Below are 23,278 nucleotides of genomic sequence, written 5' to 3'. Positions count from 1 at the left end.
AAGCCCTGCGGCACCCTGCCCCGCCCTTTCCCCCAGGGCTCAAAACCCACTCCCCCCCAGCTCCACAAACAGCGCCTCCCCCGCCATCACCGGCGCCAGCCAGGCCTGCACCAGCGGCAGCTCATACGCGTAAAAGTAGCGCGCGCAATCCAGCTTGCCCTGCAAAAAGGCCTGCTGCCCGGCATCAGCGGCCGCCATGCGCCCATGCGCCTTGAGCGCCATGTCCAGCCACAACCAGGCCAGCGTGACATGGCCGAAGGCGGTCATGTAGGCGGTGGCGTTGGCGAGGGCCAGCTGGGCGTTGCCGCTGGCCCAGGCCGCGTCGGTGGCGGCATGCAGGGCTTGGGTGGCCGCATCTAAGCGATCGGCCCAGGGGGCGCATGCGGGCACCGACCGGGCAGTGGCGACGGTTTGCGCGATCTCGGCTTGCAGCAAGGCCCAGGCGGCTCCCCCATCCATGCGCAGCTTGCGGCCCAGCAGGTCGAGGGCCTGGATACCGTGCGTGCCTTCGTGGATCATGTTGAGCCGGTTGTCACGCCAGTGCTGCTCCACCGCATAGTCGCGCGTATAGCCATAGCCGCCCAGCACCTGGATGGCAAGGCTGTTGCCCTCCTGGCACCACTGGCTGGGCCAGCTTTTGGCGATGGGGGTGAGCACCTGCAGCAGCAGCTGCGCGGCATCGCCCTGCTGCGGCGCGCCGGCGCGCTGCGTATCGACCAGCTTGGCACAGTACAGCTGCAGCGCCAGCGCGCCTTCGGCATAGCTTTTTTGCGCCAGCAGCATGCGCTTGACATCGGCATGCTCGGCAATCGGCACCTGGGGCTGCTGCGCGTTCTTCACCACCTTTTGGCCGGCAGCGACCGGGCGGCCCTGCGGGCGCTGGCGGGCATAGTCACGCGATTGCAGGTAGCCGGCGTATCCCAGCATCGTGGCGCCCAGCCCCACCTGGATGCGGGCCTCGTTCATCATGTGGAACATGCACTTCAGGCCCGCGCCCAGCGCGCCCACACGGTAGCCAACGGCCCCGCCCTGCTCGCCATAATGCAGCAAGGTGTTGACGGTGCCCCGGTAGCCCAGCTTGTGGTTCAGCCCGGCCAGCGCAATGTCGTTGCGCTGGCCGGTCACCTGGCCTTCGGTATCGACCAGGACCTTGGGCACGATGAACAGCGAGATGCCGCCCACGCCAGCGGGTAGCTGGCCGCTGTCATCGGGCACCTTGGCCAGCACCAGGTGGACGATGTTCTCGCCCATCGCATGCTCGCCGCCTGAGATCCACATCTTGCGGCCCGTCAGCCGGTAGCGCGGGCCCAGCGGGTCATCTGCAAAGTCGTCACCATCGGGCACGGCACGTGTCGTGATGTCCGACAGGCTGGAGCCGGCTTGGGGCTCACTGAGGTTCATCGTGCCAAAAAAGCGGCCTTGCAGCTGCGGCAGCGCAAAGGCCTTTTGCTGCGCGGGCGTGCCATGGGCCAGCAGCAGGCCGGCATTGGCCGCTGTCAGCATCGAATAGGCCTTGAGCGCAATGCTGGCGGCCGAGACCATGCTGTTGGCCGCCATATCCACCACGCAGGGCAGCTGCATGCCCCCCACCTCGTAGTCGTGCGACGCAGCCAGCATGCCCGATTCGGCATAGGCGGCGCAGGCTGCCGGTGTGCAGTCAGGCAGATGCAGCTGCTGGCCGTCAAAATGCGGCTCCTGCTGGTCCACCAGGCGGTTGAAGGGCTCGAACTTGTCAGCAGCCAGGCGCTCGCACATGTCCAGCACGGCGCCATAGGTCTGCCGGTCATGGCCGGCATAGCGCGCATGGCGGCTGAGTGCCTCTACCTCCAGCCAGTCGTAGAGCAAAAAATCCAGGGTCTGGCGGATGCTGGCGTAGTCGAGTTGCATGTTAGAACGTGTTGAGGATCTCTACGCAGCGGCGTTGGAGAGCAATCGGGATGGGTTCGAAGGGATGGAACGCAGCTTGCACCGGGGTGCAAGCAAGGGCCAGCGCGAAGAAATCGCCCGATTTCGCTCCAACCCGTAGGGACACTGTCGCGGCGCGAGGAGATCGTCAGCACGTTCTTAAGCAACCTCAAATAAGGCTGCCGCTCCCATACCGCCGCCCACGCACATGGTGGCCACCACATAGCGCACACCGCGTCGCTGGCCTTCCAGCAAGGCATGGCTGGCGATGCGGGCGCCTGTCATGCCATAGGGGTGGCCGATGGAGATGCCGCCGCCGTTGACATTGAAGCAGGCTGGATCAATGCCCAGCTGGTCGCGGCAGTACAGCGCCTGGCAGGCAAAGGCCTCGTTCAGCTCCCACAGGCCGATGTCCTGCACGCGCAGCCCGTACTGGGCCAGCAGCTTGGGGATCGCATAGAGGGGGCCGATGCCCATCTCTTCCGGTGCGCAGCCAGCCACTGCCATGCCCCGGTAGATGCCCAGCACCTCCAGGCCCCGGCGCTCGGCCAGTACCGAATCCATGACCACGCAGGCCGATGCGCCATCCGACAGCTGGCTGGCATTGCCGGCGGTGATGACGCCGCCCTCGATCACCGGTTTGAGGGCGGCCAGCCCTTCCAGGCTGGTGTCGGGGCGGTTGCCTTCGTCGCGGGCCAGGGTCACCTGCTGCAGGCTGACTTCCTTCGTGAGTTTGTCCGTCACCGCCATCTGGGTGCTGAAGGGCACGATCTCACGGTCAAACAGGCCAGCGGCCTGGGCGCGCGCGGTGCGCAGCTGCGACTCCAGCGCATAGGCATCCTGCGCCTCGCGGCTGATGCGGTACTGGCGCGCCACATGCTCGGCCGTTTGCAGCATCGGCATATAGGCATGGGCCGCGCGGGCGATGACGGCCGGATCGCGCTCGCGGCTGGCCCATTCCATATAAGACGTTTGCACGGCGGTGATGTTGTCGCAGCCGCCCGCCACCACCACCTGCATGCCATCGACCAGCACCTGCTTGGCCGCCGTGGCAATCGCCATCAGGCCGGAGGCGCATTGCCGGTCTATCGTCTGCCCGGCCACACTCATCGGCAGGCCTGCGGCCAGCAAGGCATTGCGTGCCAGGTTCATGCCGGCCGTGCCCGCGGTCAGCACGCAGCCGACCACGACATCGTCCACTTCTGCCGGGTCCACCCCGGCGCGCGCCACCGCGTGCTCGATGGCGTGGCCCATCATCTGGGGAGAGCGGGTGTGGTTGAGCGAGCCCTTGTAGGCCCGGCCGATGCCCGTGCGGGCGGTGGAAACAATGGCGGCGTCTTTCATGGCGGTGCTCTTCAATATTGATGGGTTTCGGCCTTCAGGCCCTCAGGCGGCTTGCAGGCTGTCAAAGCCCTGGCGCTGTGCAGCCAGCCGCTGCAGCAGTGGCGACACCGTCCAGTAGCCATAGCGGTTGCCCCGGCTGGCGGCATAGTGCTCCAGCCGCTCCACGATCTGCGCCAGGCCAATCTCCTCGGCCATGAACATGGGCCCGCCCTGAAAATCCGGAAAGCCATAGCCCGCCGCCCAGACCACATCGATATCGCTGGCGCGGTAGGCAATGCCCTCGTCCAGAATCTTGCAGCCTTCGTTGACCATGCTGAAGAGCAGGCGCTCGACAATCTCCTGCGCTGCCATATCACTGCGCTGGGCAATGCCATGCGCCTGGGCAAGTTCTGCAGCAATGCGGCCAGCCTCCGGGTCAGGCAGCGCGTTGCGGCCTTCGTAGCGGTAATAGCCCAGGCCGGTTTTCTGGCCAAAGCGGCCCAGTGCATACATCTTGCGCACCACCGCGCGGTAGCTGGCATCGGGCGGCAGGCCGCCGGCCTTGTCGCATTCGATGACCGTCTTGGCGCCCACATCGAGCCCGGCCATGTCCAGCATGCGGCAAGGGCCCATCGCCAGGCCCAGCGCCTGCACGGCCTCGTCGATCTGTGCGGGGCTTGCGCCTTCCATCAGCAAGAACTCGGCCTCGCGCAGGTAGACCTCGGCCATACGGTTGCCAATAAAGCCAAAGCAGACGCCGGAGACTACCGGCGTCTTGCCGATCTTGCCGGCCAGGTCGATGACGGTCTTGAGCACCTGCGGGGCGGTTTGCGCACCGCGCACCACCTCCAGCAAACGCATGATGTTGGCCGGGCTGAAAAAATGCATGCCCATCACATCGGCAGGCCGTCCGGTGGCCTGTGCCAGTGCATCCACATCCAGGGTCGAGGTGTTGCTGGCGATGATGGCGCCGGGCTTGCAGACCTCGCCCAAGCGGCGGCAGACCTGCAGCTTCAGAGCCATGTCCTCAAACACCGCTTCGATCACCAGGTCGCAGGGCGCCAGCGCCTGGTCGTCCAGCGATGTGGAAAGCAGCGCCAGGCGCGCGCTGGCCTGCTCAGCCCCCATGCGGCCCTTGGCCACCTGAGCTTCGTAGGTGGATCGGATCAGCTGCAGACCGCGTTCCAGGCCGGCAGCGGCGGCATCCACCAGCACGGTGCGGATGCCGGCATTCAAAAAGCACATCGCAATGCCGCTGCCCATGGTGCCGGCCCCCAGAATGCCGACCTGCTCGATCTTGCCGACCGGCACCTGCCGCTCCAGGCCCGGAATCTGCCGGCTGCGGCGCTGTGCAAAAAACAGATGGCGCAGTGCGCGCGACTGCGCCGACGGCAGCAAGCGCTTGAAGGCCTCGGCCTCGGCGCGGGCGCCGCTGGCAAAGTCAGCGGTCAGCGCCTGCTGCACGCAGAGCACGATGGCCTCCTTGGCGGGGTACTGCGGGCTTTGGCGTGCAGCCTCCAGCGCTGATGCGATCGCCTGGCTGTGCTCGCCGGCAGGGGCGCTTTGCGCGCTCAAGCGGCGCGGCTGGCCGCCGCTGGCCAGCAGCTGGCGGCCAAAGGCCAGGCCAAAAGCCAGCGGCTCACCCTCTTCCACCGCATCGACGATGCCGCTGGCCAGCGCCTCCTGCGCGGGCACCGGCCGGCCGCTCAGCATCATGTCCAGCGCCAAGCTTGCGCCCACCAGGCGCGGCAGGCGCTGGGTGCCGCCTGCGCCGGGCAGAATGCCCAGCTTTACCTCGGGCAGGCCCAGCTTGGTTCCCTTTTGCGCCACGCGGTAGTGGCAGGCCAGGGCCAGCTCCATGCCAGCGCCAAATACCGTGCCATGCAGGGCCACCACAACAGGGCGCGTCTGCGCCTCGATACGGTTCAGCAGCGCATTGATGGCCTCGGCAGAAAACGCCGGGTTGTTGAACTCGGCAATGTCCGCGCCCGCGACAAAGGACTGGCCCTCGCAGTAGATCAGCAGCAGCGGCAGCGAGGCATCGGCCTCAAACTGCGCCAGCGCGGCGCTCAGCCCCGTCAGCAGGCTGTGCGAGAACAGGTTCAACGGCGGGTGGGAGATGCAGATACGGCCTATCCCGTCTGCGCTGTGAAAGGTGACGTTGCTCATGGCTGGCAGCTCTTGGTGGAAGATAAAAATGCCCCGCTGCAGGGCGCAGGCAGGCACAGCCCCAGGGCGGATCGGCCAGCAGACAGGCCGTTCAAACACCCAGGGGGCTTGGAGACCCAGGTTATCAGTGCGTGGCGTTTTCCACTGTTGCGCTGGCGTCTGCCGCGCGCTCGCGGTCGCGCTTCTGCGCAAAGTGGTAGCCGCTAAAGCCCTTCTGGATGGCGGCGTTGCAGTGCTCGCGGTACTTCTGGAAGCCGCCGGTAAACATGGTCAGGCCCGGTGCCTTGCCCTGCACATTGGCGCCCACATACCAGGTCTTGGCCTTGGACAGCAAGGTGCGCGGCGCCAGCGAATGGACCAGGTCCATCCAGGCCCGCTCCTCTTGCGCGCTCGGCTCGATGCTGCCGAAACCTTGGGCCTGCATGTGGCGGATGGCAGCGGCCGTCCAGTCCACATCGTTCTCGCTGGTGCGCACCACATTGGCCAGGGCCGAGGGGCCGTTGGGCCCGGTGGTCATGAACAGGTTGGGAAAGCCATGCATCATGATGCCAAGGCACGAGGTCGCACCCTCCTTCCACTTCTGCTGCACCGTCAGGCCGTCGCGCCCTTCCACCTCAAAAGCCAGCAGCGCACCTGTCAGGCCGTCGTAGCCGGTGGCAAAGATCAGCACATCCAGTTCCACCTCGCCCGACTGCGTGCGCACACCCTTCTCGGTGATGGACACGATCGGGTCGCTGATGCAGTCGCGCAGATGCACATGGGGCTGGTTGTAGGTTTCGTAGTAGCCGGTGTCCAGGCAGGGGCGGCGGGCAAAGATGGGGTAGCCGCGCGGCTTCAAGGCCTCGGCGGTGGCCGGGTCATCTACCGCCTCGCCAATCTTGCCGCGCACAAACTCGGCCACTTCCTCGTTGGCCTGCTCGTTTTGCATCAGGTCGGCAAAGGTGCCCAGCATCGCCAGGCCGCCTTGCAGCCAGGCATCTTCCAGCAGCGCCTGGCGCTGCGCCGGCGTCACGCTGAAGAAGGGACGGCTCGACTGCGGCCGCACGCCGCCCACATTGCTGTTGCGCGCCAGCTCGCGGATGCCGGCATAGTGGCGCTTGACCTCGGCGACGTACTGAGGCTCCAGCGGCACATTGCGCATCGGCATCGTAAAGCTGGGCGTGCGCTGGAAGACAAACAGCTCACACGCCTGCTTGCCCACTTCCTGCACGATCTGGATGCCGGTCGATCCGGTGCCGATCACACCCACGCGCTTGCCGCTGAAATCCACTGGCTCATGCGGCCAGCGCGCCGCGCGCAGGATCTGGCCGCCAAAGCGCGCAATGCCTTCAATCTCCGGCTCCTTGGGCACCGACAGCGGGCCGGTCGCCATGATGCAGTAGCGCGCCTCATAGCATTCGCCCCGGTTGGTGCGCACCACCCACAGTTGGCGCGCCTCATCCCAGCGGGCGCTCTCCACACGGGTGTTGAACTGGTAGTGCTTGCGCAGGTCCAGCCGCTCGGCGACAAAGTTGAAATAGCGCATCAGCTCGGGCTGCGCGGCAAACTGCTCGGACCAGGTCCATTCCTGCTCGATCTCGGGTGAGAAGGAGAAGCTGTAGTCGATGCTGGGCAGATCGACCCGCGCGCCGGGGTAGCGGTTCCAGTACCAGACGCCGCCCACATCGCCACCGGCCTCGAAGGCCTGGATCTTCAGCCCCATCTCCCGGAACTTGTGCACTGCGCACAGACCGCCAAAACCGGCGCCCACGATGACCGCATCCACCTGGTGGATTGTGTGATTGTCCATTGCTCTTTGTCTCCTGCTGGCTGGTGCCGGCCGCCCCGCCACACCGCAGTGGGGCACCGGCTTGATAGGGGATGGCAGCTCGCCTCCACCTTGTTCTCGCTGCATCATGCCTACTTGCCGACCGGTAAACAACAGGGTTTCCCCGCAAGCGTTTTGGAGGGGACAAGTCCAGGGTAATCCCGGGCTTGCGACGCTGCTGCGGCTGCTAAACTTTTTACCTGCCGACAGGTATATAAAACAAAACAAGGAGCAACATGCAAGGGCTAATGCAGCAGCGCGCGCTGCGGATTTCCGGCTTGCTGGAACATGCAGCACGCTTTCATCCCCAGGTGGAAGTCGTCTCCCGCACCCCGGACGGGGAGCTCACGCGCTCGAACTGGCTGACCGTGTCCCAGCGCTCGCGGCGCCTGGCCGCCGCCCTGCTGCGCCAGGGCATGGCCAGCGGTGCACGCATGGCTACCCTGGCCTGGAACACGCACCGCCATCTGGAGCTGTACTACGCGGTATCGGGCGCCGGCGCGGTGCTGCACACCGTCAACCCGCGCCTGTTTGCCGACCAGATCCGCTACATCATCAACCACGCGGCCGATGACTATGTGTTCTTTGATCTGAGCTTTGCCGGCCTGGTGGCCGAGCTGGCGCCCAGCCTCAAAACGGTGAAGGCCTATGTGGCGCTGTGCAAACCCGACCAGATGCCCGCGATGGACCTGCCCGCCCCGCTGCTGTGCTACGAGGACCTGGTGGCCGAGGACGCCGGCGATTTTGACTGGCCCGAACTCGCCGAAGACAGCGCCTCGTCGCTGTGCTACACCTCGGGCACCACCGGCAACCCCAAGGGCGTGCTCTACAGCCACCGCTCTACCGTGCTGCATTCCTGGGTGGTCTGCGCGGCCGATGGGCTGGCCTTGCGCGCCCGCGATTGCGTGCTGCTCACCGTGCCGATGTTCCATGTCAACGCCTGGGGCCTGCCCTATGCCAGCGCCATGTGCGGCGCCAAGCTGGTGCTGCCCGGGCCGGACTTGAGTGGCAAGGCGCTGTACCAGCTGATGCGCGACGAGGGCTGCACCTTCTCGCTGGGCGTTCCCACCGTCTGGATGGGCTTTTTGCAGTATGTGGAGAGCCTGCCTGCCGGCGACAAGGATGCCTTGAAGCTCGAGCGCATCATGATGGGCGGCTCGGCCGCACCGCGCGCGATGATCGACCAGTTCGACAGCCTGCTGGGCGTGACCGCCAACCAGGCCTGGGGCATGACCGAGACCAGCCCGGTTGCCACCATCAGCACCCTGCTGCCCCAGCATGAGGCCCTGGCCCGCGACGAGCGCATCGATGTGCGCGCCCGCCAGGGCCGGCCCATGTATGGCGTCGATGTGGCGATCTTCAATGACGAGGGGCAACAGCTGCCGCCCGGCGACCCGGCCCCTGGCGAGCTGCGCGTGCGCGGGCCCTGGGTCATCTCTGCCTATTACGGGCAAGAGGCTGGCTCGGCGCTGGATGCGCAAGGCTGGTTCAGCACGGGCGATGTGGCCCGGATCGATGACGAAGGCTTTGTACAAATCACCGACCGCGCCAAGGATGTCATCAAGTCCGGCGGCGAATGGATCTCGTCGATCGACATCGAGAACCTGGCGCTGGCCCACCCTGCTGTCAAGGAAGCGGCCGTCATCGGCGTGCACCACGATCGGTGGCAGGAGCGCCCGCTGCTGGTCATCGTGCGCAAACCCGGCAGCGATGTCAGCGGCCAGGAAGTGCTGGACTTTATGAAGGACCGGCTGGCGCGCTGGTGGCTGCCCGATGCGGTGGAGTTTGTCGATGAGCTGCCCCACACGGCCACCGGCAAGCTGCTCAAGACCCGGCTGCGCGAGCAGTTCAAAGGCTACCAGCTGCCCACAGCCACCCTTTCGGCACCCGCCGCCAACTAAGCAACACCCGCCCGGTACCCGCACGGCCCCACCAGAAAAGGCCGGCGCAGCCGCGGCAGCCAGGCCCCTTGGCTGCCCGCACCAGGAGACAAGACATGAACGCCCTCACCGCGCAGGCGCTGGCCGCGCGCATCCATCCTCTGCTGCCCCAGCGCGATCTGCTGGGCGAATGCCCGCTATGGGATGTGGCCACGCAATCGCTGTACTGGATTGATGGCCGCGCCCAGTGGGTACACCGCTACTGGCCGGCAGACGGCAGGCAGCAGCAGTGGGCGCTGCATGCCCATATCGGCTCGATCGCGCTGTGCCGCAGCGGGCGCCTGCTGCTGGCGCTGGAAGATGACTTCCATTTTCTGGACCCGGACAGCGGCCGGATCACCCCTATGGGCGTGCAGGTGCAACACCAGGGCGAGCGCATGCGCCTGAACGACGGGCGCTGCGACCGGGGCGGCCGCTTTGTGGTCGGCTCGATGAGCATGACGCCGCAGTCGCCCACCGGCAAACTCTACCAACTGAGCGGTGATGGCCGCCTGCGCGAGCTGGACCAGGGTTTTCAGGTAGCCAATGCCACCTGCTTTAGCCCCAACGGCCGCTGGCTGTACTTTGCCGACAGCCCGGCGCGCCAGATCTGGCGCTATGCCTATGACCCGGCCACCGGCGCTTGCGGTACGCGTGAGGCCTTTATTGATACCGCCGCGCTGGGCCTGGCGCCCGATGGCGCCACGGTCGATGCCCAGGGCTACCTCTGGGTGGCCATGGTGCTAAGCGGCCAGCTGGCCCGCTTTACGCCCAGTGGCGAGCTGGCGGCCACGGTGGACTTCCCCGCCGATGCCTTCATCACCTGCCCGGCCTTTGGCGGCCCGGCGTTGCAGACCATCTACCTCACCTCGATCAGCAACAGCGGCAACCTGCTGCGCTCCAGCCACCCGGATGCGGGGGCCGTCTTTGTCATCGACGGCCTGGCCGCAACGGGGCTGGAAGAAGCGCGTTTTGACGATACCAACAGCCCACGCTGAGACGTGGCGGACCTCATTTCTATTTTGACCAGGAGACAAACACCATGACACAACGCTTTGCAGGCAAGGTCGCACTCGTGACCGGCGGCGCACAGGGTATCGGCCGCGCCATCGTGCAGGCCATCGCGGACGAGGGCGGCAGCGTCGGCATTCTGGACCGCGCCGAGGACAAGGCCGCCGAGGTGGCCGCAGCCATCGTGGCCCAGGGTGGCCGCGCCCATGCCTATGGCGGCAATGTGGCCGACCGCGACAGCTTCAGCAGTGCGATTGCCGATCTCAAGCACCGCTACGGCCGCTTTGACATCCTGGTCAACAACGCCATCTGGGTGCGCTACGGCCCGATTGCCGACATCACGCCCGAGGCGCTGCAGCGCATGGTGGGCACGGGCTTCAACTCCATCGTCTGGGGCATCCAGACGGCAGCGGAAGCCATGGACGACGGCGGCAGCATCGTCAACATCGCCTCGGCGGCCGCCTTTATCGGCATGCCCCAGGGCATGGTGTACTGCGGCGTCAAGGCCGGGGCACTGGGCCTGTCGCGCGCAGCAGCGGCGGAGCTCGGGCCACGCGGCATCCGCGTCAACTCCGTATGCCCTGGCTCCATCCCGACCGAAGGCGTGGGCATCAACGTGGATGCAGAAAAAGTGCGGCTGCGCATCGCCAAGACGCCGATGGGCCGCCTGGGCACGGTGCAGGACATTGCCCGCGCCGCCTGCTTTTTCGCGTCGGACGACAGCCGCTTTGTCACCGGCGAATCGATGCTGGTCGACGGCGGCGCCACCCAGTCCTTCATCTGATCGGAGGCGCCGCGATGACTGCTCCCCCCGAGGCCGATGCCCCCATCCTGGAGGCGCGCCAGCTCTGCCGCCAGTTCAGCGGCTTCTATGCCGTCAAGGACGTGAACCTGAAAGTCAAGCGCCACTCGGTGCATGCGCTGATCGGCCCTAACGGCGCCGGCAAGACGACCTGCTTCAACCTGCTGACCACCTTCTTGCGCCCCAGCTCGGGCCAGGTGCTGTTCAACGGGCGTGATATCTCGCGCAGCGACCCGGCCAGCGTGTCGGCACTGGGCCTCGTGCGCTCGTTCCAGATTGCAGCCGTCTTCAGCCACATGACGGTGTTGGAGAACGTACGCATCGCGCTGCAGCGCAAGACCGGTGGCACCTTCACCTTCTGGCGCTCGGTCAAGGTGCTGGGCGCGCTGGACGAGCGTGCGATGGACCTGCTGGACAGCGTGGGCCTGACGCGCTGGAAAAACGTCAAGGCCTGTGACCTGCCCTATGGCCGCAAGCGCGTGCTGGAGCTGGTCACCACGATCGCGATGGAGCCCGAGATGATTCTGCTGGACGAGCCCATGGCGGGCCTGGGCCATGAGGACATCTGGCCGGTGGTGGAACTGATCGGCAAGGTGGCGCAGGGGCGCACCGTGCTGATGGTGGAGCACAACATGAAAGTGATATCGCATCTGTGCGAGACCGTCACCGTGCTGCAGGCCGGCCAGGTGCTGGCCGAAGGCAGCTATGACGAGGTATCGCGCGACCCCAGGGTCATTGAAGCCTATGTCGGAGGGGCCGCCCATGCCTGAGAACAACCAAAACGTTAACAACAACACCACACCGCGCCAGATGCTGCAGGTACAGAACCTGCGCGCCTGGTATGGCGAAACCCTGGCGCTCGACGGCATCGACCTGCATGTCGGCGAAGGCGAGGTCGTCTGCCTGCTGGGGCGCAACGGCGCCGGCAAGACAACCACCTTGCGCGCCATCATGGGCCTGCTCAAAAAGCGCGAAGGCCAGATCAGCATCCAGGGCCAACCCACCGAAGGCTTGCCGCCCGAGGCCATTGCCCACCTGGGTGTGGCCTATTGCCCGGAGGAGCGCGGCATTTTTGCCAGCCTTAGCACCGAAGAAAACCTGATGCTGCCGCCCGTGCTGCACCCCGGCGGGCTGACGGTGGAGGAGATCTACCAGGTCTTCCCCAACCTGCAGGCGCGCCGCAAGAGCCCGGGCACGCGTCTGTCGGGCGGTGAGCAGCAGATGCTGGCCATTGCCCGCATTCTGCGCACCGGCGCACGCCTGCTGCTGCTCGATGAGGCCACCGAAGGGCTGGCCCCCGTCATCGTGCAGAAGATCGGCCAGACGCTGGAGATGATCCGCGCGCGCGGCTACACGGTGCTGATGGTGGAGCAGAACTTCCGCTTTGCCGCATCGGTGGCCGACCGCTTCTACGTGATCGAGGAAGGGCGCGTGGCCAGCCACTTCCACCGCGCCGAGCTGGAGACGCGACGCGACGAGATCGAAGCGCTGCTGGGACTGTGACAGGCGGAGACAATACGATGGATACTCTTTTCGGAATCCCGACAGCCGCGCTGATCGGCCAGCTCGTGGTGGGCCTGATCAATGGCTCGTTCTATGCGCTGATGAGCCTGGGCCTGTCGATCATCTTCGGCCTGCTGCATGTGGTGAACTTTGCCCACGGCGCGCAGTACATGCTGGGCGCTTTTGTGGCCTGGGGCCTGCTGCACTACCTGGGGCTGAGCTACTGGTGGGCGCTGATCCTGGCACCGCTGGTGGTAGCGGCCTTTGGCATCCTGCTGGAGCGCACCATGCTGCGCCACCTCTATGCGGTGGACCATGTCTATGCACTGCTGCTTACCTTCGGCATCTCCATCCTGATGGAGGGCGCGTTCCGGCTGTGGTTTGGCGTCAGCGGCCAGCCCTACCCCAACCCGCTGCAAGGCGGCATCGATGTGGGGCTGAGCTTTTTGCCGATGTACCGCGTCTGGGTGATCCTGGCGGGCCTGGCCGTATGCCTGGTGACCTGGTACTTCATCGAAAAAACCAAGCTCGGCGCCTACCTGCGCGCCGCCAACGAGAACACGCCCCTGGTGCGCACCTTTGGCATCAATGTGCCGCGCATGCTGACCCTGACCTATGCGCTGGGCGTGGGCCTGGCCGGCTTCAGCGGCGTGATGGCCGCGCCCATCTACCAGGTCAGCCCGCTGATGGGCTCCAACCTGATGATCATCGTCTTTGCCGTGGTCGTCATCGGCGGCATGGGCTCGATCATGGGATCGATCATCACCGGCTTTGCGCTGGGCGCCATTGAGGGCCTCACCCGCGTCATCTACCCCGAAGGCGCCAGCGTCGTCATCTTCATCGTGATGATCATCGTGCTGGCCGTGCGCCCCAACGGCCTGTTTGGCAGAGCGCATTGATGCACCCGCACCGCCCTGCCCCCTGGGTCTCCACCCAAGCTCTTGTCTTTCCCAAGGATTGAACATGCATTTCTTCTCACAACGCACCAACACCGTCTTGCTGGTGCTGGCGCTGGTGGCCCTGCTGCTGGCGCCGCTGGTGGCCTACCCGGTATTTCTGATCAAGCTGATGTGCTACGCGCTGCTGGCCGCCTCGGTCAACCTGCTGATGGGTTACGCCGGCCTGCTGTCCTTTGGCCATGCGATGTTTTTTGGCACCGCCGGCTATGCGGCCGCGCATGCCATCAAGGTCTGGGGTTGGGACGGCTCGGCCGCCATCGTGCTCGCCATGCTCTGCGCCATGGCCGTGGCCGTGGTCACCGGGCTGCTGGCCATCCGCCGCCATGGCATCTACTTCTCGATGATCACCTTAGCCTTCTCCCAGGTCATCTACTTCTTTGCGCTGCGCCTGCCCTTTACCGGCGGTGAGGACGGCATCCAGAACGTGCCCCGGCCGGAGGTGTTTGGCTTTATCTCGCTGGCCGACAACACCACCCTGTACTACTTTGCCGCCACCCTGGTCGCCGCCGCCTTCTGGCTCATCTACCGCATCGTCTACTCGCCCTTCGGCCAGGTGCTGCGCGCCATCCGCGACAGCGAGGCACGCGCCCAGTCGCTGGGCTACCAAGTGCTGCGCTACAAGCTGGTGATCTTTGTGCTGTCGGCCGCGCTCGCCGGCCTGGCTGGTGCGCTCAAGGTCATCACCTTCCAGCTGGCCACCCTCAATGATGTGAACTGGACCACCTCGGGCGAGGCGCTGCTCATCTGCATCGTCGGCGGCCTGCAGACCTTGCTGGGCCCCGTCATCGGCGCGGCCATCATCGTCAGCATGCAGAACTACCTGGTCGCCATGGCCGAGTGGGTGCTGATCATCCAGGGCCTCGTCTTTGTCGTCGTCGTGATGCTGTTCCGCAAGGGCATCATCGGCCAGCTCTACGCCTGGCTGGAAACCCGCCAGGCACGCCAGGCGGCACCGCAGGAGGCCCAAAGCCAGGCCGAGCGCCAAAGCCGCAGCCAAACGGGACAAGGAGCATGAGCATGACTGATCCAACACCCGCACCCGCGCAAGCCCCTGCCCAAGCCCAGGCCCCCAGCCATTTCCCCGAGACGCCCGGCTTGCTGCAAGGCCGTCTGGCCCTCATCACCGGCGCGGCCAGCGGCATCGGCCAGGCCATTGCCATCAGCTTTGCCAGGGCAGGAGCCCGCGTCATCGTGACGGATCTGGACACTGCGCGCTGCGCGGGCACCCTCGCCGAGGTAAAAGCCGCCGGCACAGACGGCTGGGCCTTTGCGCTCGACGTCACCGATCTGGAGGCCTGCCAGGCGCTGGCCGCCCGCATCGGCAGCGACATCGGCCCGGTGGACACCCTCGTCAACAACGCCGGTCTTCTGATCCGCGAAGGCATCGACCACCCCCAGGCATCGCGCCACCTGCGCCAGGTGATCGACGTCAATGTCTTTGGCCTCTACAACATGGTGCAGTCCTGGCTGCCCGCCCTGCGCGCCACGCGCGGCTGCATCCTCAACATCGCCTCCGGCGCGGCCTTTATCGCCCAGGGCAACGCCATGGGCTACTCCGCCTCCAAAGGCGCCGTAAAAATGGCCACCCAAACCTTGGCCCTGGACCTGGGCCGCGACGGCATCCGCGTCAACGCCCTGGCCCCCGGCGTCATCCACACCCCCATGACCGAAGCCACCCGCAACAACCCGCAGCGCCTGCAAGGCTTTATCCAGCGGACGCCTGCCGGGCGGATCGGCGTGCCGCAAGAGCTGGCAGGGCCGGCGGTGTTTTTGGTGTCGGGGTTGGCTAGTTATGTGAATGGGGTGACGTTGCCGGTGGATGGGGGGACGGTGGCGGTTTAGGGGGGATGGTCTTAGGGCTAACGATTTGGCAAGTGTGGATCCGCGATAAATTTAGCCATTACACAGCACTAAAAACGCAATATGCGAACTTAGATCATTCAAGCCTGAGTTCGTGTTTCACTTAGTACCGCCCTTCGTCAATTTTTTGCTGAGTTCTGAATTTGAGAATTAACTAAGCGCAGCTTTTGACTAGCGCTTCTCCATCCGTCAGCACCTTAGGTTTCGTCGGCAGCCTGCTGTAAGCACGCCGAAAAAAAATCGTTCGCAGAATGCGTAAATAGTCACCGCTGCCGGACCATTCGTTCTTTGGATTTAATCCAATGTGATCGAGAAAAATTATCATCTAGGCTAGACTTCACCAACGTCCTGTTTAGTCGAATTAGGATTCACCCCTCCGTGCCACGCTGGGACTCGAATTGAAGGGGCGTAGTCCTCATTTGCCCTCCAGGTCAAATCCGCGACTAAGAAGTCCAGCCATGCTGGCTCCAGTTTTTCTTCACCAGCTTTAGGCGCTGGTTGCTGATGACGATTCTTCAGCCACGCCATGATGCGCTCCCGCACAGCGCTTTCGTCGCCGAAAAGAGCCGCGAACGTATCCAGTGCTTCTCCACCGACGTCCGGCTTCAACTCGTCATTCCTTTTGGCCTTCAGCAGTTCTGTTAAGGCTTCTTCAAACACGTCATGCTCATGAGGGGGAGCGCACGGCGCTGGAAACGTTTTTGCCTTCAGCAGACGGCGGAGCACACTCTGACCCTCAGGTGTCAATACATCCTTCAAAGCAGTCGATAAGTTTTCGGCGTTTTCTTGCTTGTTCACTACTTCCACAATTGGGAGATAGGCGACCAAAGACATAGGCTCGGGCAGTAACTGCGGGCGCGGTTTTCCGCTGACCACATGAACGGGGTCGAGATCTACAACAACCAGCGCTTGGTCCGTCTTAGATAAGGCTCCTCTCCCGTTGGGCTGCAGAATACCTTTATGCCACCCGTGATAAGGCGTCAGGAGGTGGACAATGCCAGCGTGGTTTCCGTTCTGCGGCACCACCGAGTCGATGCCGATGAAGCAACTTCCGCCAGCGCCATGTGTATTGCAGAAGACTGTGGCAGTACCTGAGGCCAAGACACTTGCTTGACCAGCGTGCCAGTAGTCGTTGCTGCGTGTCGTACAGGCGGGGACCAGTAGTACTGAACGGCGCTCTCGATTTGATTGGGCAACGGTGAGCAACTCGCCGAGTTCCCTGAAGTCGCTGTCTACAAGCTGCCCCACCTCACTGGCGTCACCGTTGAACTGCTTCAGCACTTTCGCCAGTTCTTGCTGCAATGGCTTGCGATTCGCAGGACTTGTGAGCAAAAACAGCTCGGAACAGATAAGCTCCATGCAATAGCGCAGTTTGTTCGGTGCATGGATCAACGCTCGGACAAGCGCTTTCAACTGACTACTTGACCAGCCACCTTTTCGCTTCCCGTTCAAGATATCCAGAAGGCACTCCTCCGTAAACAATGGGGCAAGCACCCTGACGTCCGGGCGGAACAGTTCGTGAGCAGCCACTGCGCGGTACTTTTTGCCGCGCTGAAACTGAAAAACCTCAGAGCTACCCTTTACCCCCAAGGCGTCAGCCAGCTCGTCATCAGGCTGCCACAGGAGTGTCATCTTCTCCATCAAATGCTCGGCATCGACGCTATCGCCAAAATGTCGATAGGTTCCGGCCAAGACTGCCAAATCTGGGTAACGTCGCAACTCGTCCTTCAACCACGACACAGTATCCGGCCGCACCGAAACTTCGGGCAAGACAAGCAACTGCACCTTTAAACGGTGGCAAGCCTCCAACGCCTCCAAAAGGAAAACCCTCCGTCGATGCTCCGGCCAGGACACGGCTTTGACTTGATCCATCCCCCACTGATACTCCCCCCCTGGCTTTGCCGCTCTGTTCAAGTCCTTGAAGCTGCCACTCAAGTGCTTGCGTAGTTCTGCCAATGACGTCTCATGTAACGGCAATCCGTTGAGACCAGCTTCAGCTACTGGATGTGCGTAGCTGTCGTCAATGCGCCACTGCAACAAAGCAATACGGAAATGGCTGCTGACGCTCGCACCTTTGTCTTCGCTGGTCCTGCCAGCTCCAAACCGCTGTTTCCACGATGCCTGTTGCCCATCGCGCAAAAGATCGACGGGCACCAATGCTGAGTCCCGCTTGACTGGCGTAGTCAATGCCTCCCCGGCTTCAGAAGGCAACGGTATTGACTGCGAATCGCCGCCGTTTACCGATTCAGTCTCCATGGGCACAACGTCTTCCTTCGCAGCATCTGGCGTGGCCGGGACGTCCTGCAAATCTTCGACCTCGCCCATATGCACCGATGCCATCTGCAACCACCTGCCCAGCTTGGCGTCCAAGGTGTGCACTGCCAGGAGCTCATTGTCTGAGGTGCGTCGTGTTTCGCTCCATACCTTGAGTACGCGTAAGCTATTTGCGGGTCGATGTTGCTCCACCGTGTTGTCATAAAGGCTGGTGAACTGCGGTTTGGTCAATTGCCAGGTTGCCCCATCAGCATCAACAAACTCGGTGTCATTTCGACCGCGTCCAAACGCAGACGCCCTTACGCGCACGACGCGCATGCCACACAACTTGTCCAGTTCCCTCAATGCCTTGGGTAACTCCTGCATTAGCTCGTAACAACGCGCTGATGTGAATCTTGGCAATGCATCGAAGGGCCAGCGTGGCTGCAATACTTCGGAGTTGACAGCATCTGCCTCACTACCAGATTCGGTCTGCCAAACGCAAAGGGCCCAAAACACACGTTTCAAGGGCTCGGCTGCATCTTCACTGGGATCGAATGCCATCGCGTATCCAGCGTCGAGCAGTCCAATCAAAGCCAACATCCACTGCCATGGGCTGGCTTTACATAATTCAGGCCAATCGCCGTCAAACAACTTTTTTCTCATGGCCTTGTAGTCGCTTTGCGGATCAAAGCGAACCGCGTCAGGCATGGCCCAACTGGCTGGGACGTTCAGGTGCTCTGCCATGCGTTCAGAACGTGACGCAACCGACGCCCCCCAAAGCGCAGCCACGCAGCCACGCAGACCGATCCCGACAGCTGCCAGCGCAAGCGCCACGCGCAGGAGCGAGTCTTTGTCGACTTCGTCAGACGATGCTGAGGCCGGATACATCACGCGGTAAAGCGACTGCATCAATGTCAACTCGGGACGCAACGGCACTTCATGCTCTGGCGGAAGTTCCAGTTTCAGCCCTTCCAATGACCAGAGCGGCAATCTCGCCAGCGCATCCGGAAAGATCCGATGCATGGCGTAGCGCAAATCATCCCCGCTACGTCTTTTTAGACGCAGCGCCATAGCGCGGCTCTCAGTTTCAACTAGCAGCACATGTCTTACCTGCTCGTGCAAGCTTTGGGCTGATGGATAGGTATGTAGCAATTCCAACGCCCGCCGCACCGTTGAAGGCAAGTCAAGTGACGTCACCCTTTCCGTCTCGACCTGTGCCTCGGAAAGATATGCGCCCTGCAGTTTGCGGAGTTGTTGACGAAGGACATAGCCCTCCAGTTCCTTCTGGGCGTGAACTGGAGAAAACTCAGTGTCCCCCTGCTCACCGTGCGAATCGCCAAAATCGTCTAGTTGCTCATCGCGCTCGCCCGTCTCGCCCGACATGTCGGCAGCCACGCCCAACACATCAGCCACTGCCCAGCCTACGCGCCACAGGTCGGCACGCGCTTTGGGCACCATCACAGATGCTACTCGATCATCTTGGTCATGGTACCAAGCGCTTGTGCCTAGCAGCTTTCTAGGAACGCGATCAGAAAGTAGATGCAGAGTAAGGCTGGGCATTTCGCCCTGGCTGAATAGTTGCGGCCTGAAGGGAACATAGGTGCACTCGTCATGCTCCGCGGTTGAGTATTGGTGAATGGCCAGCAGAGCGTGGAACAGGCTCACAGCTCTTTGCGTGATGGATTCGTCCACTTCAGTCGCACCCACTTTGCAAAGATCGCTCCAGCGTTGCGCATCTTCACTTACATCAACCACGAGCCTAGCAACCTCGGGCGAATCGTTCCTGAAACGGTATGGACGAACCTCGGCTGAGTATGGCTGTTCGCTAGCCACGGTTACCTGAATTAGATCGACGCTTGCTGGGAGTTTCCCCGTTGATGCCCCACGTTCAGAGTAGCGGTACAGTCTTCTGTTGGCACCACCATCTTGTTGCTCTGCATCTATGGCATAAAGTGAGTCAAGCTCGCCGGTGATCGGCAAATTTGGAATCAACTGTCTTCCATTGTTGTCAATCCCTGGAAGCAACCCAGGGAAATGCATAGCGATCCGCTGCAAGCCAGCTCTCATTGGAGAACTGTCAAGAATGAAATCGATTGCCAATGCGATAGCAGCTGCCTCATCGTTTTGAAATGGAGGGGAGTGATCCTTCTTCATGGTTTCCTACCGGGTCTGTGCGCGTTTTAACTGCTCAATCACCCCATACGCCAAGTTATCACCAGGGATTCGAGTCAATTGACGATTTATTAACGCCGCAATGGGATTGTTAGTAGAGGCCGCTGCGATGGCATGGCTTGCATGACACAGCCACTCAATGGCGGTAAGGTGCTCTTCCGCGTGCATATCGGGAGGCACAAGTAGCTCGGCGTGGGAGAGCCTCCGAGCTTTACGTGCTACTAAGCGAGCGCGCCTCTGCACATGTTCTAAATTCTCAGCGGGTCTCACATCGACGAAAAATGTTGGCTGACATACGAGGCCAGCCAGATGTATACGCCTGGAGCGGTGTTCATCTCGCTCCTTTAGCTGCAGCCCGTTGGCTTGCCACGGATTGGGATCCATCAACCTGTCTAAACCTTCCACGGCGTAGAGCCAGTTGTAGCCGCGCTGCTCGAAGGCTTCGACCCAAGGCTGGCCCGCGCATACTTCCTTCCACAGTCCTTCAAAGCATTGCCACGCTGCTTTCCCATTCGACCAAAGTTCCGTTGCGGCAACTTGCCACCATAACAAGCGGGCACACAAGCCTAGGTCATTTGGACGAAGGTCGGGGGCTGAGATCGCCGCCTTCACCTGCGTGACAATGAGCAGGGGGTCTCCAATGAGGCCTGGGTGCCTCAGCAACTGCAAAGCGCATTGCCGGTCCACTTGGGAGATGTCGTCGCCAAAGCTCCAATCCGAGTCACCGTCACCAACGATTGGTGTCTCCCAAGCTGGCACAGATACCGCGAGACCACGCCCTTCGTTAAGCTGGCGCATTACTTGATCCGGAGAGCCTGCCCGAACCCGGTCACCTTTGTGGATCAAGTAAATGGAAAGTTCTGAGGACTTGGCCTGTAGAACTTCACGCAGCTTCTTTAGCAACTCCTGACTGTCGGCAAACAGCACGATGTCGTCAACATAGCGTGCATAGCCAGCACGCTGTCGCCAGCGCCCGTCAGGTTCTTTTTCTGCTGTTTCGCGCATGAACCTCCGGGCGACCTCGTCCACGGGAAACAACGCAATCGTCCCAAGGTAAGCTGACAACACGGGCCCTTGTGCAATGCCCATGACCGCATCACTGTGTCGATTCGTACCTCCCGCACCAGGATCTCGGTACTCATACTCGAATACCAATCCGCTCACTAACCTTTCCAGCGCAGCGTCCCAATCCGGTGCATCTGCGTCGTTTAAGCCGAGCATGCCTCGAAACCCGCTGGGCACACCATGCGTTGTCAGTGCATTTTTCAATGGTGCCAGCAAAGCGTCACGAACCAGATAGCGTTGAATCGAGTCGTAGTAGCGCTTGGCATCAAGGCGCAGAACATGCACACGCGGACCAATAGCATGGCACTGGTCGGAAAGGCACGCCATGAACGCCCGCCAGCATTGGCCAAACGGTCGGAACATACCTTGATCGGACGGAGTTTTGTCGCCTTCCAAGACGTCCATATCAACCTGATAGCCGAAGCTCAAGGTCTCGGGCTCACCCCGCTCAATGTCAGGTTCGTTGAGTAAGTGAAACGGTCCGGTTACCTCTACCGCTTGCCTTGATGCGTACCAACGTACTGCGGGAATACTTGATGAAAAGGCATTGCCGCTGGCGCTCAGTCGGTCATGCCGCTGGGTGAGCAGTTCGTTGAGCAGTATCTGCTGTACATGAAGATCCGCCGGATGCGGCATGACCTTGAGACGTGGGTCTGCCAAAACCTTCGGATCAGCTGTGAGCTTGCGAGGAAGATGAACGGCGTCGAATGGTGCGGCTTGGCGCCATGGCTTCGCTTGGGCGACAGTAGCCTGCAGCCGCGCGAAGGCTGTCTGATCAAACAAGCGCTCGTTGCCACTTAACGTTTGCCATGCATCTTCATCACAAGGCAGCTCACCTCGGCGCGAGCCGTGGTACGCCAAGGCGCGCGCCAAGGCAGCGCGGGGATTACGTTCATCGAGAAACATGCCGCGGCTGCTGGGGCGCGTACCACCGCTAGGGTCACCCATCATGGAGCCCAATTCTTTCGCCCAGACCCAAGAGCTTTCTTGAAGGCGTGCTGCAATACCTTCTGGTGAGCGGCGGCCATGCAACTTGCTAACGGCTAAGGCTGTCCGGAACAAGGCTCGCTCACGTGTGATGGGCGCTAGCTGACCCCAGCGTGGCATGTAAAGCTGCGAAGCATCTTGGCTCCCTAAAGCAGATGCAAGCAGAACTGCCTCGGCGGGCAGATCGAATCGCTTCAGCCAAGCATCGGCCTCATCTGGAGCACTCAACTCACTGAACTCACGCAGGCAAGAGTCAGGATCCTTGCACAGCGCGGGTTCCGTACGCCAGGGCATGCCCACCCACCGTATTTCAACACCAATAAGACCTAACAATCCGCGTGCCAATCGATCTGCGCCGTGGAAACCGGCGGCGTCGTTATCGAAAAAGATGCTGTACTCGAGGGGGGCTGTTCCTGCTACCTTTTGGGAAAAATTCGTTAATCGCTCAAACTGTCCCTTACCGAGACTAATTCCCATCAGCGCCACAGAAGGTTGTCCCAAGGACTGCAGCCGTAGTGCATCGAGGAATCCCTCTACCAGATAGAGTTTTGCTGGCTGATTGTTCTTTAATGCATGAGTAACAGCCTTGAATGCCTCAGGCTCGTTGAAAAGGTACTCAGACTTCTCGAAGCCCGGTGTGAGTAAGTATTTGGGTACGCCCTCTGGTGGAACGCTCTGTAAGGCACGGCCAGCAAATCCGACCACCTCCGTCCGACTGGCCACACCGCTGCGGATCGGAATAACGATGCGGCCGTCATAAAAGCAGTCCTGGAACTGATCGACGAGGTCTAGCTTGCCTTGTGTAGTCGCAGAATAAGATCGCAAGCGCTTGATCAGACCCAGACTTAGAAGCTCGTCAATCAGCACAGCACGCTCACCAGCAGGCACTGTTTGCAAACTCTCGACCAGCACGCTACGAGTGATGCAGCGTAAGCCCTGCTCATGCAAAAACGCGGGATCAAAACTGCGCTCGTCGCACCAGCGCTGGAACTGATCTGCATCGTGCCGAGCGTTAAAAATGCGCTGTGCAAACTGTTGAGTCGTTTCGCTTGCAGCGGTGCTGTTTTGGCCCCTCCGCGAATTTTGGATACGTATGGGCCTGATATTGAACTGCCGAGCAAGCCATTGAACGGCAGGCAGAAACTCCAGTCCTTCAACTTGCTTAACCAAGTCAATGGCGCTTCCATGGGCTCCGCAGGCAAAGCAGTGGTAATGCGCTGGAGAATTACCTTCTGCTGGATAGAGATTCAATGACGGCCGGGTATCTTGATGAAAGGGGCAGAGCGCCCGAGTTGTCCCACCGCGTCGCTCTGTCTCGATCCCGAGTCGTGCAACTACATCCTCGAGTGGAACTTTGGTTAGCAACTCACCAATATCGTATCGATCCACATACCCTCCGTACTTTTAGATACATTGTGCCAAGCATATCAGGCGTATGAAACTGGATCGTCTCAGAAACTTTGCCTGTCCAATCTTCCTCGCAGCCATCATTTTTTAGATTAACAGCTTCCACCCAGAAGCTATCGCTAGCAGCCACCAC

14 protein-coding genes are annotated in these 23,278 nt (G+C 62.1%); 8 read left to right on the top strand and 6 right to left on the bottom strand.

Going from position 1 to position 23,278, the window contains the following annotated elements; translation table 11 throughout:
* Positions 1–39: 39 nt before the first annotated feature.
* The 4 genes from DCO45_RS07030 to DCO45_RS07015 all read right to left on the bottom strand — a co-directional run bounded on the left by DCO45_RS07030 (position 40) and on the right by DCO45_RS07015 (position 7,186).
* A complete protein-coding gene (locus DCO45_RS07030) occupies positions 40–1,887 on the bottom strand; it encodes an acyl-CoA dehydrogenase (RefSeq protein ID WP_116925140.1) in 1,848 nt (615 codons plus the stop codon).
* Positions 1,888–2,064: 177 nt separating this feature from the next.
* Positions 2,065–3,249, bottom strand: coding sequence for an acetyl-CoA C-acyltransferase (locus tag DCO45_RS07025; protein WP_116925139.1), 1,185 nt, complete (start codon positions 3,247–3,249; stop codon positions 2,065–2,067).
* A gap of 42 nt (positions 3,250–3,291) precedes the next feature.
* The gene (locus tag DCO45_RS07020) at positions 3,292–5,397 is read right to left on the bottom strand and encodes a 3-hydroxyacyl-CoA dehydrogenase NAD-binding domain-containing protein (protein ID WP_133248083.1); all 2,106 of its coding nucleotides are present in this window, start codon (positions 5,395–5,397) and stop codon (positions 3,292–3,294) included.
* 124 nt (positions 5,398–5,521) lie between these two features.
* On the bottom strand, positions 5,522–7,186 hold the full coding sequence (locus DCO45_RS07015; RefSeq protein WP_116925137.1) for an NAD(P)/FAD-dependent oxidoreductase: 1,665 nt from the start codon (positions 7,184–7,186) through the stop codon (positions 5,522–5,524).
* Positions 7,187–7,440: 254 nt separating this feature from the next.
* Between DCO45_RS07015 and DCO45_RS07010 the strand changes: the two genes are divergently transcribed.
* The 8 genes from DCO45_RS07010 to DCO45_RS06975 all read left to right on the top strand — a co-directional run bounded on the left by DCO45_RS07010 (position 7,441) and on the right by DCO45_RS06975 (position 15,240).
* A complete protein-coding gene (locus tag DCO45_RS07010; RefSeq protein WP_116925136.1) occupies positions 7,441–9,105 on the top strand; it encodes a long-chain-fatty-acid--CoA ligase in 1,665 nt (554 codons plus the stop codon).
* A gap of 95 nt (positions 9,106–9,200) precedes the next feature.
* Positions 9,201–10,121, top strand: a complete 921-nt coding sequence (locus DCO45_RS07005) for an SMP-30/gluconolactonase/LRE family protein (RefSeq protein ID WP_116925135.1) — start codon at positions 9,201–9,203, stop codon at positions 10,119–10,121.
* Between the two features lie 44 nt (positions 10,122–10,165).
* Positions 10,166–10,918 (top strand): glucose 1-dehydrogenase, encoded by a 753-nt coding sequence (locus tag DCO45_RS07000; RefSeq protein WP_116925134.1) that lies wholly within the window; start codon positions 10,166–10,168, stop codon positions 10,916–10,918.
* Between the two features lie 14 nt (positions 10,919–10,932).
* Complete coding sequence (locus DCO45_RS06995; RefSeq protein WP_116925133.1) at positions 10,933–11,706, top strand: ABC transporter ATP-binding protein; 774 nt, start codon at positions 10,933–10,935, stop codon at positions 11,704–11,706.
* Entirely contained in the window at positions 11,699–12,439 is a 741-nt protein-coding gene (locus DCO45_RS06990; protein ID WP_116925132.1) for an ABC transporter ATP-binding protein, read from the top strand. The genes DCO45_RS06995 and DCO45_RS06990 overlap by 8 nt, the downstream gene beginning before the upstream one ends.
* Positions 12,440–12,456: 17 nt before the next feature.
* Positions 12,457–13,338: a branched-chain amino acid ABC transporter permease gene (locus DCO45_RS06985; RefSeq protein WP_116925131.1), complete on the top strand. Its 882-nt coding sequence runs from the start codon at positions 12,457–12,459 to the stop codon at positions 13,336–13,338.
* Between the two features lie 64 nt (positions 13,339–13,402).
* Entirely contained in the window at positions 13,403–14,413 is a 1,011-nt protein-coding gene (locus DCO45_RS06980) for a branched-chain amino acid ABC transporter permease (protein WP_116925130.1), read from the top strand.
* Positions 14,414–14,415: 2 nt separating this feature from the next.
* Positions 14,416–15,240 (top strand): glucose 1-dehydrogenase, encoded by an 825-nt coding sequence (locus DCO45_RS06975; RefSeq protein ID WP_116925129.1) that lies wholly within the window; start codon positions 14,416–14,418, stop codon positions 15,238–15,240.
* Between the two features lie 348 nt (positions 15,241–15,588).
* Here the strand turns inward: DCO45_RS06975 and DCO45_RS06970 are convergent, their stop codons facing one another.
* On the bottom strand, positions 15,589–19,668 hold the full coding sequence (locus DCO45_RS06970) for a hypothetical protein (RefSeq protein WP_133248082.1): 4,080 nt from the start codon (positions 19,666–19,668) through the stop codon (positions 15,589–15,591).
* Positions 19,669–19,674: 6 nt separating this feature from the next.
* The gene (locus DCO45_RS06965; RefSeq protein ID WP_116925127.1) at positions 19,675–23,127 is read right to left on the bottom strand and encodes a CHC2 zinc finger domain-containing protein; all 3,453 of its coding nucleotides are present in this window, start codon (positions 23,125–23,127) and stop codon (positions 19,675–19,677) included.
* Positions 23,128–23,278: the final 151 nt, after the last annotated feature.

It is taken from the genome of Comamonas sp. JNW, assembly GCF_003105075.1.
Lineage (GTDB): Bacteria > Pseudomonadota > Gammaproteobacteria > Burkholderiales > Burkholderiaceae_C > Comamonas > Comamonas squillarum.
Note: the sequence above shows the minus strand (reverse complement) of the source record. Positions and strands in the feature narration are given on the sequence as shown.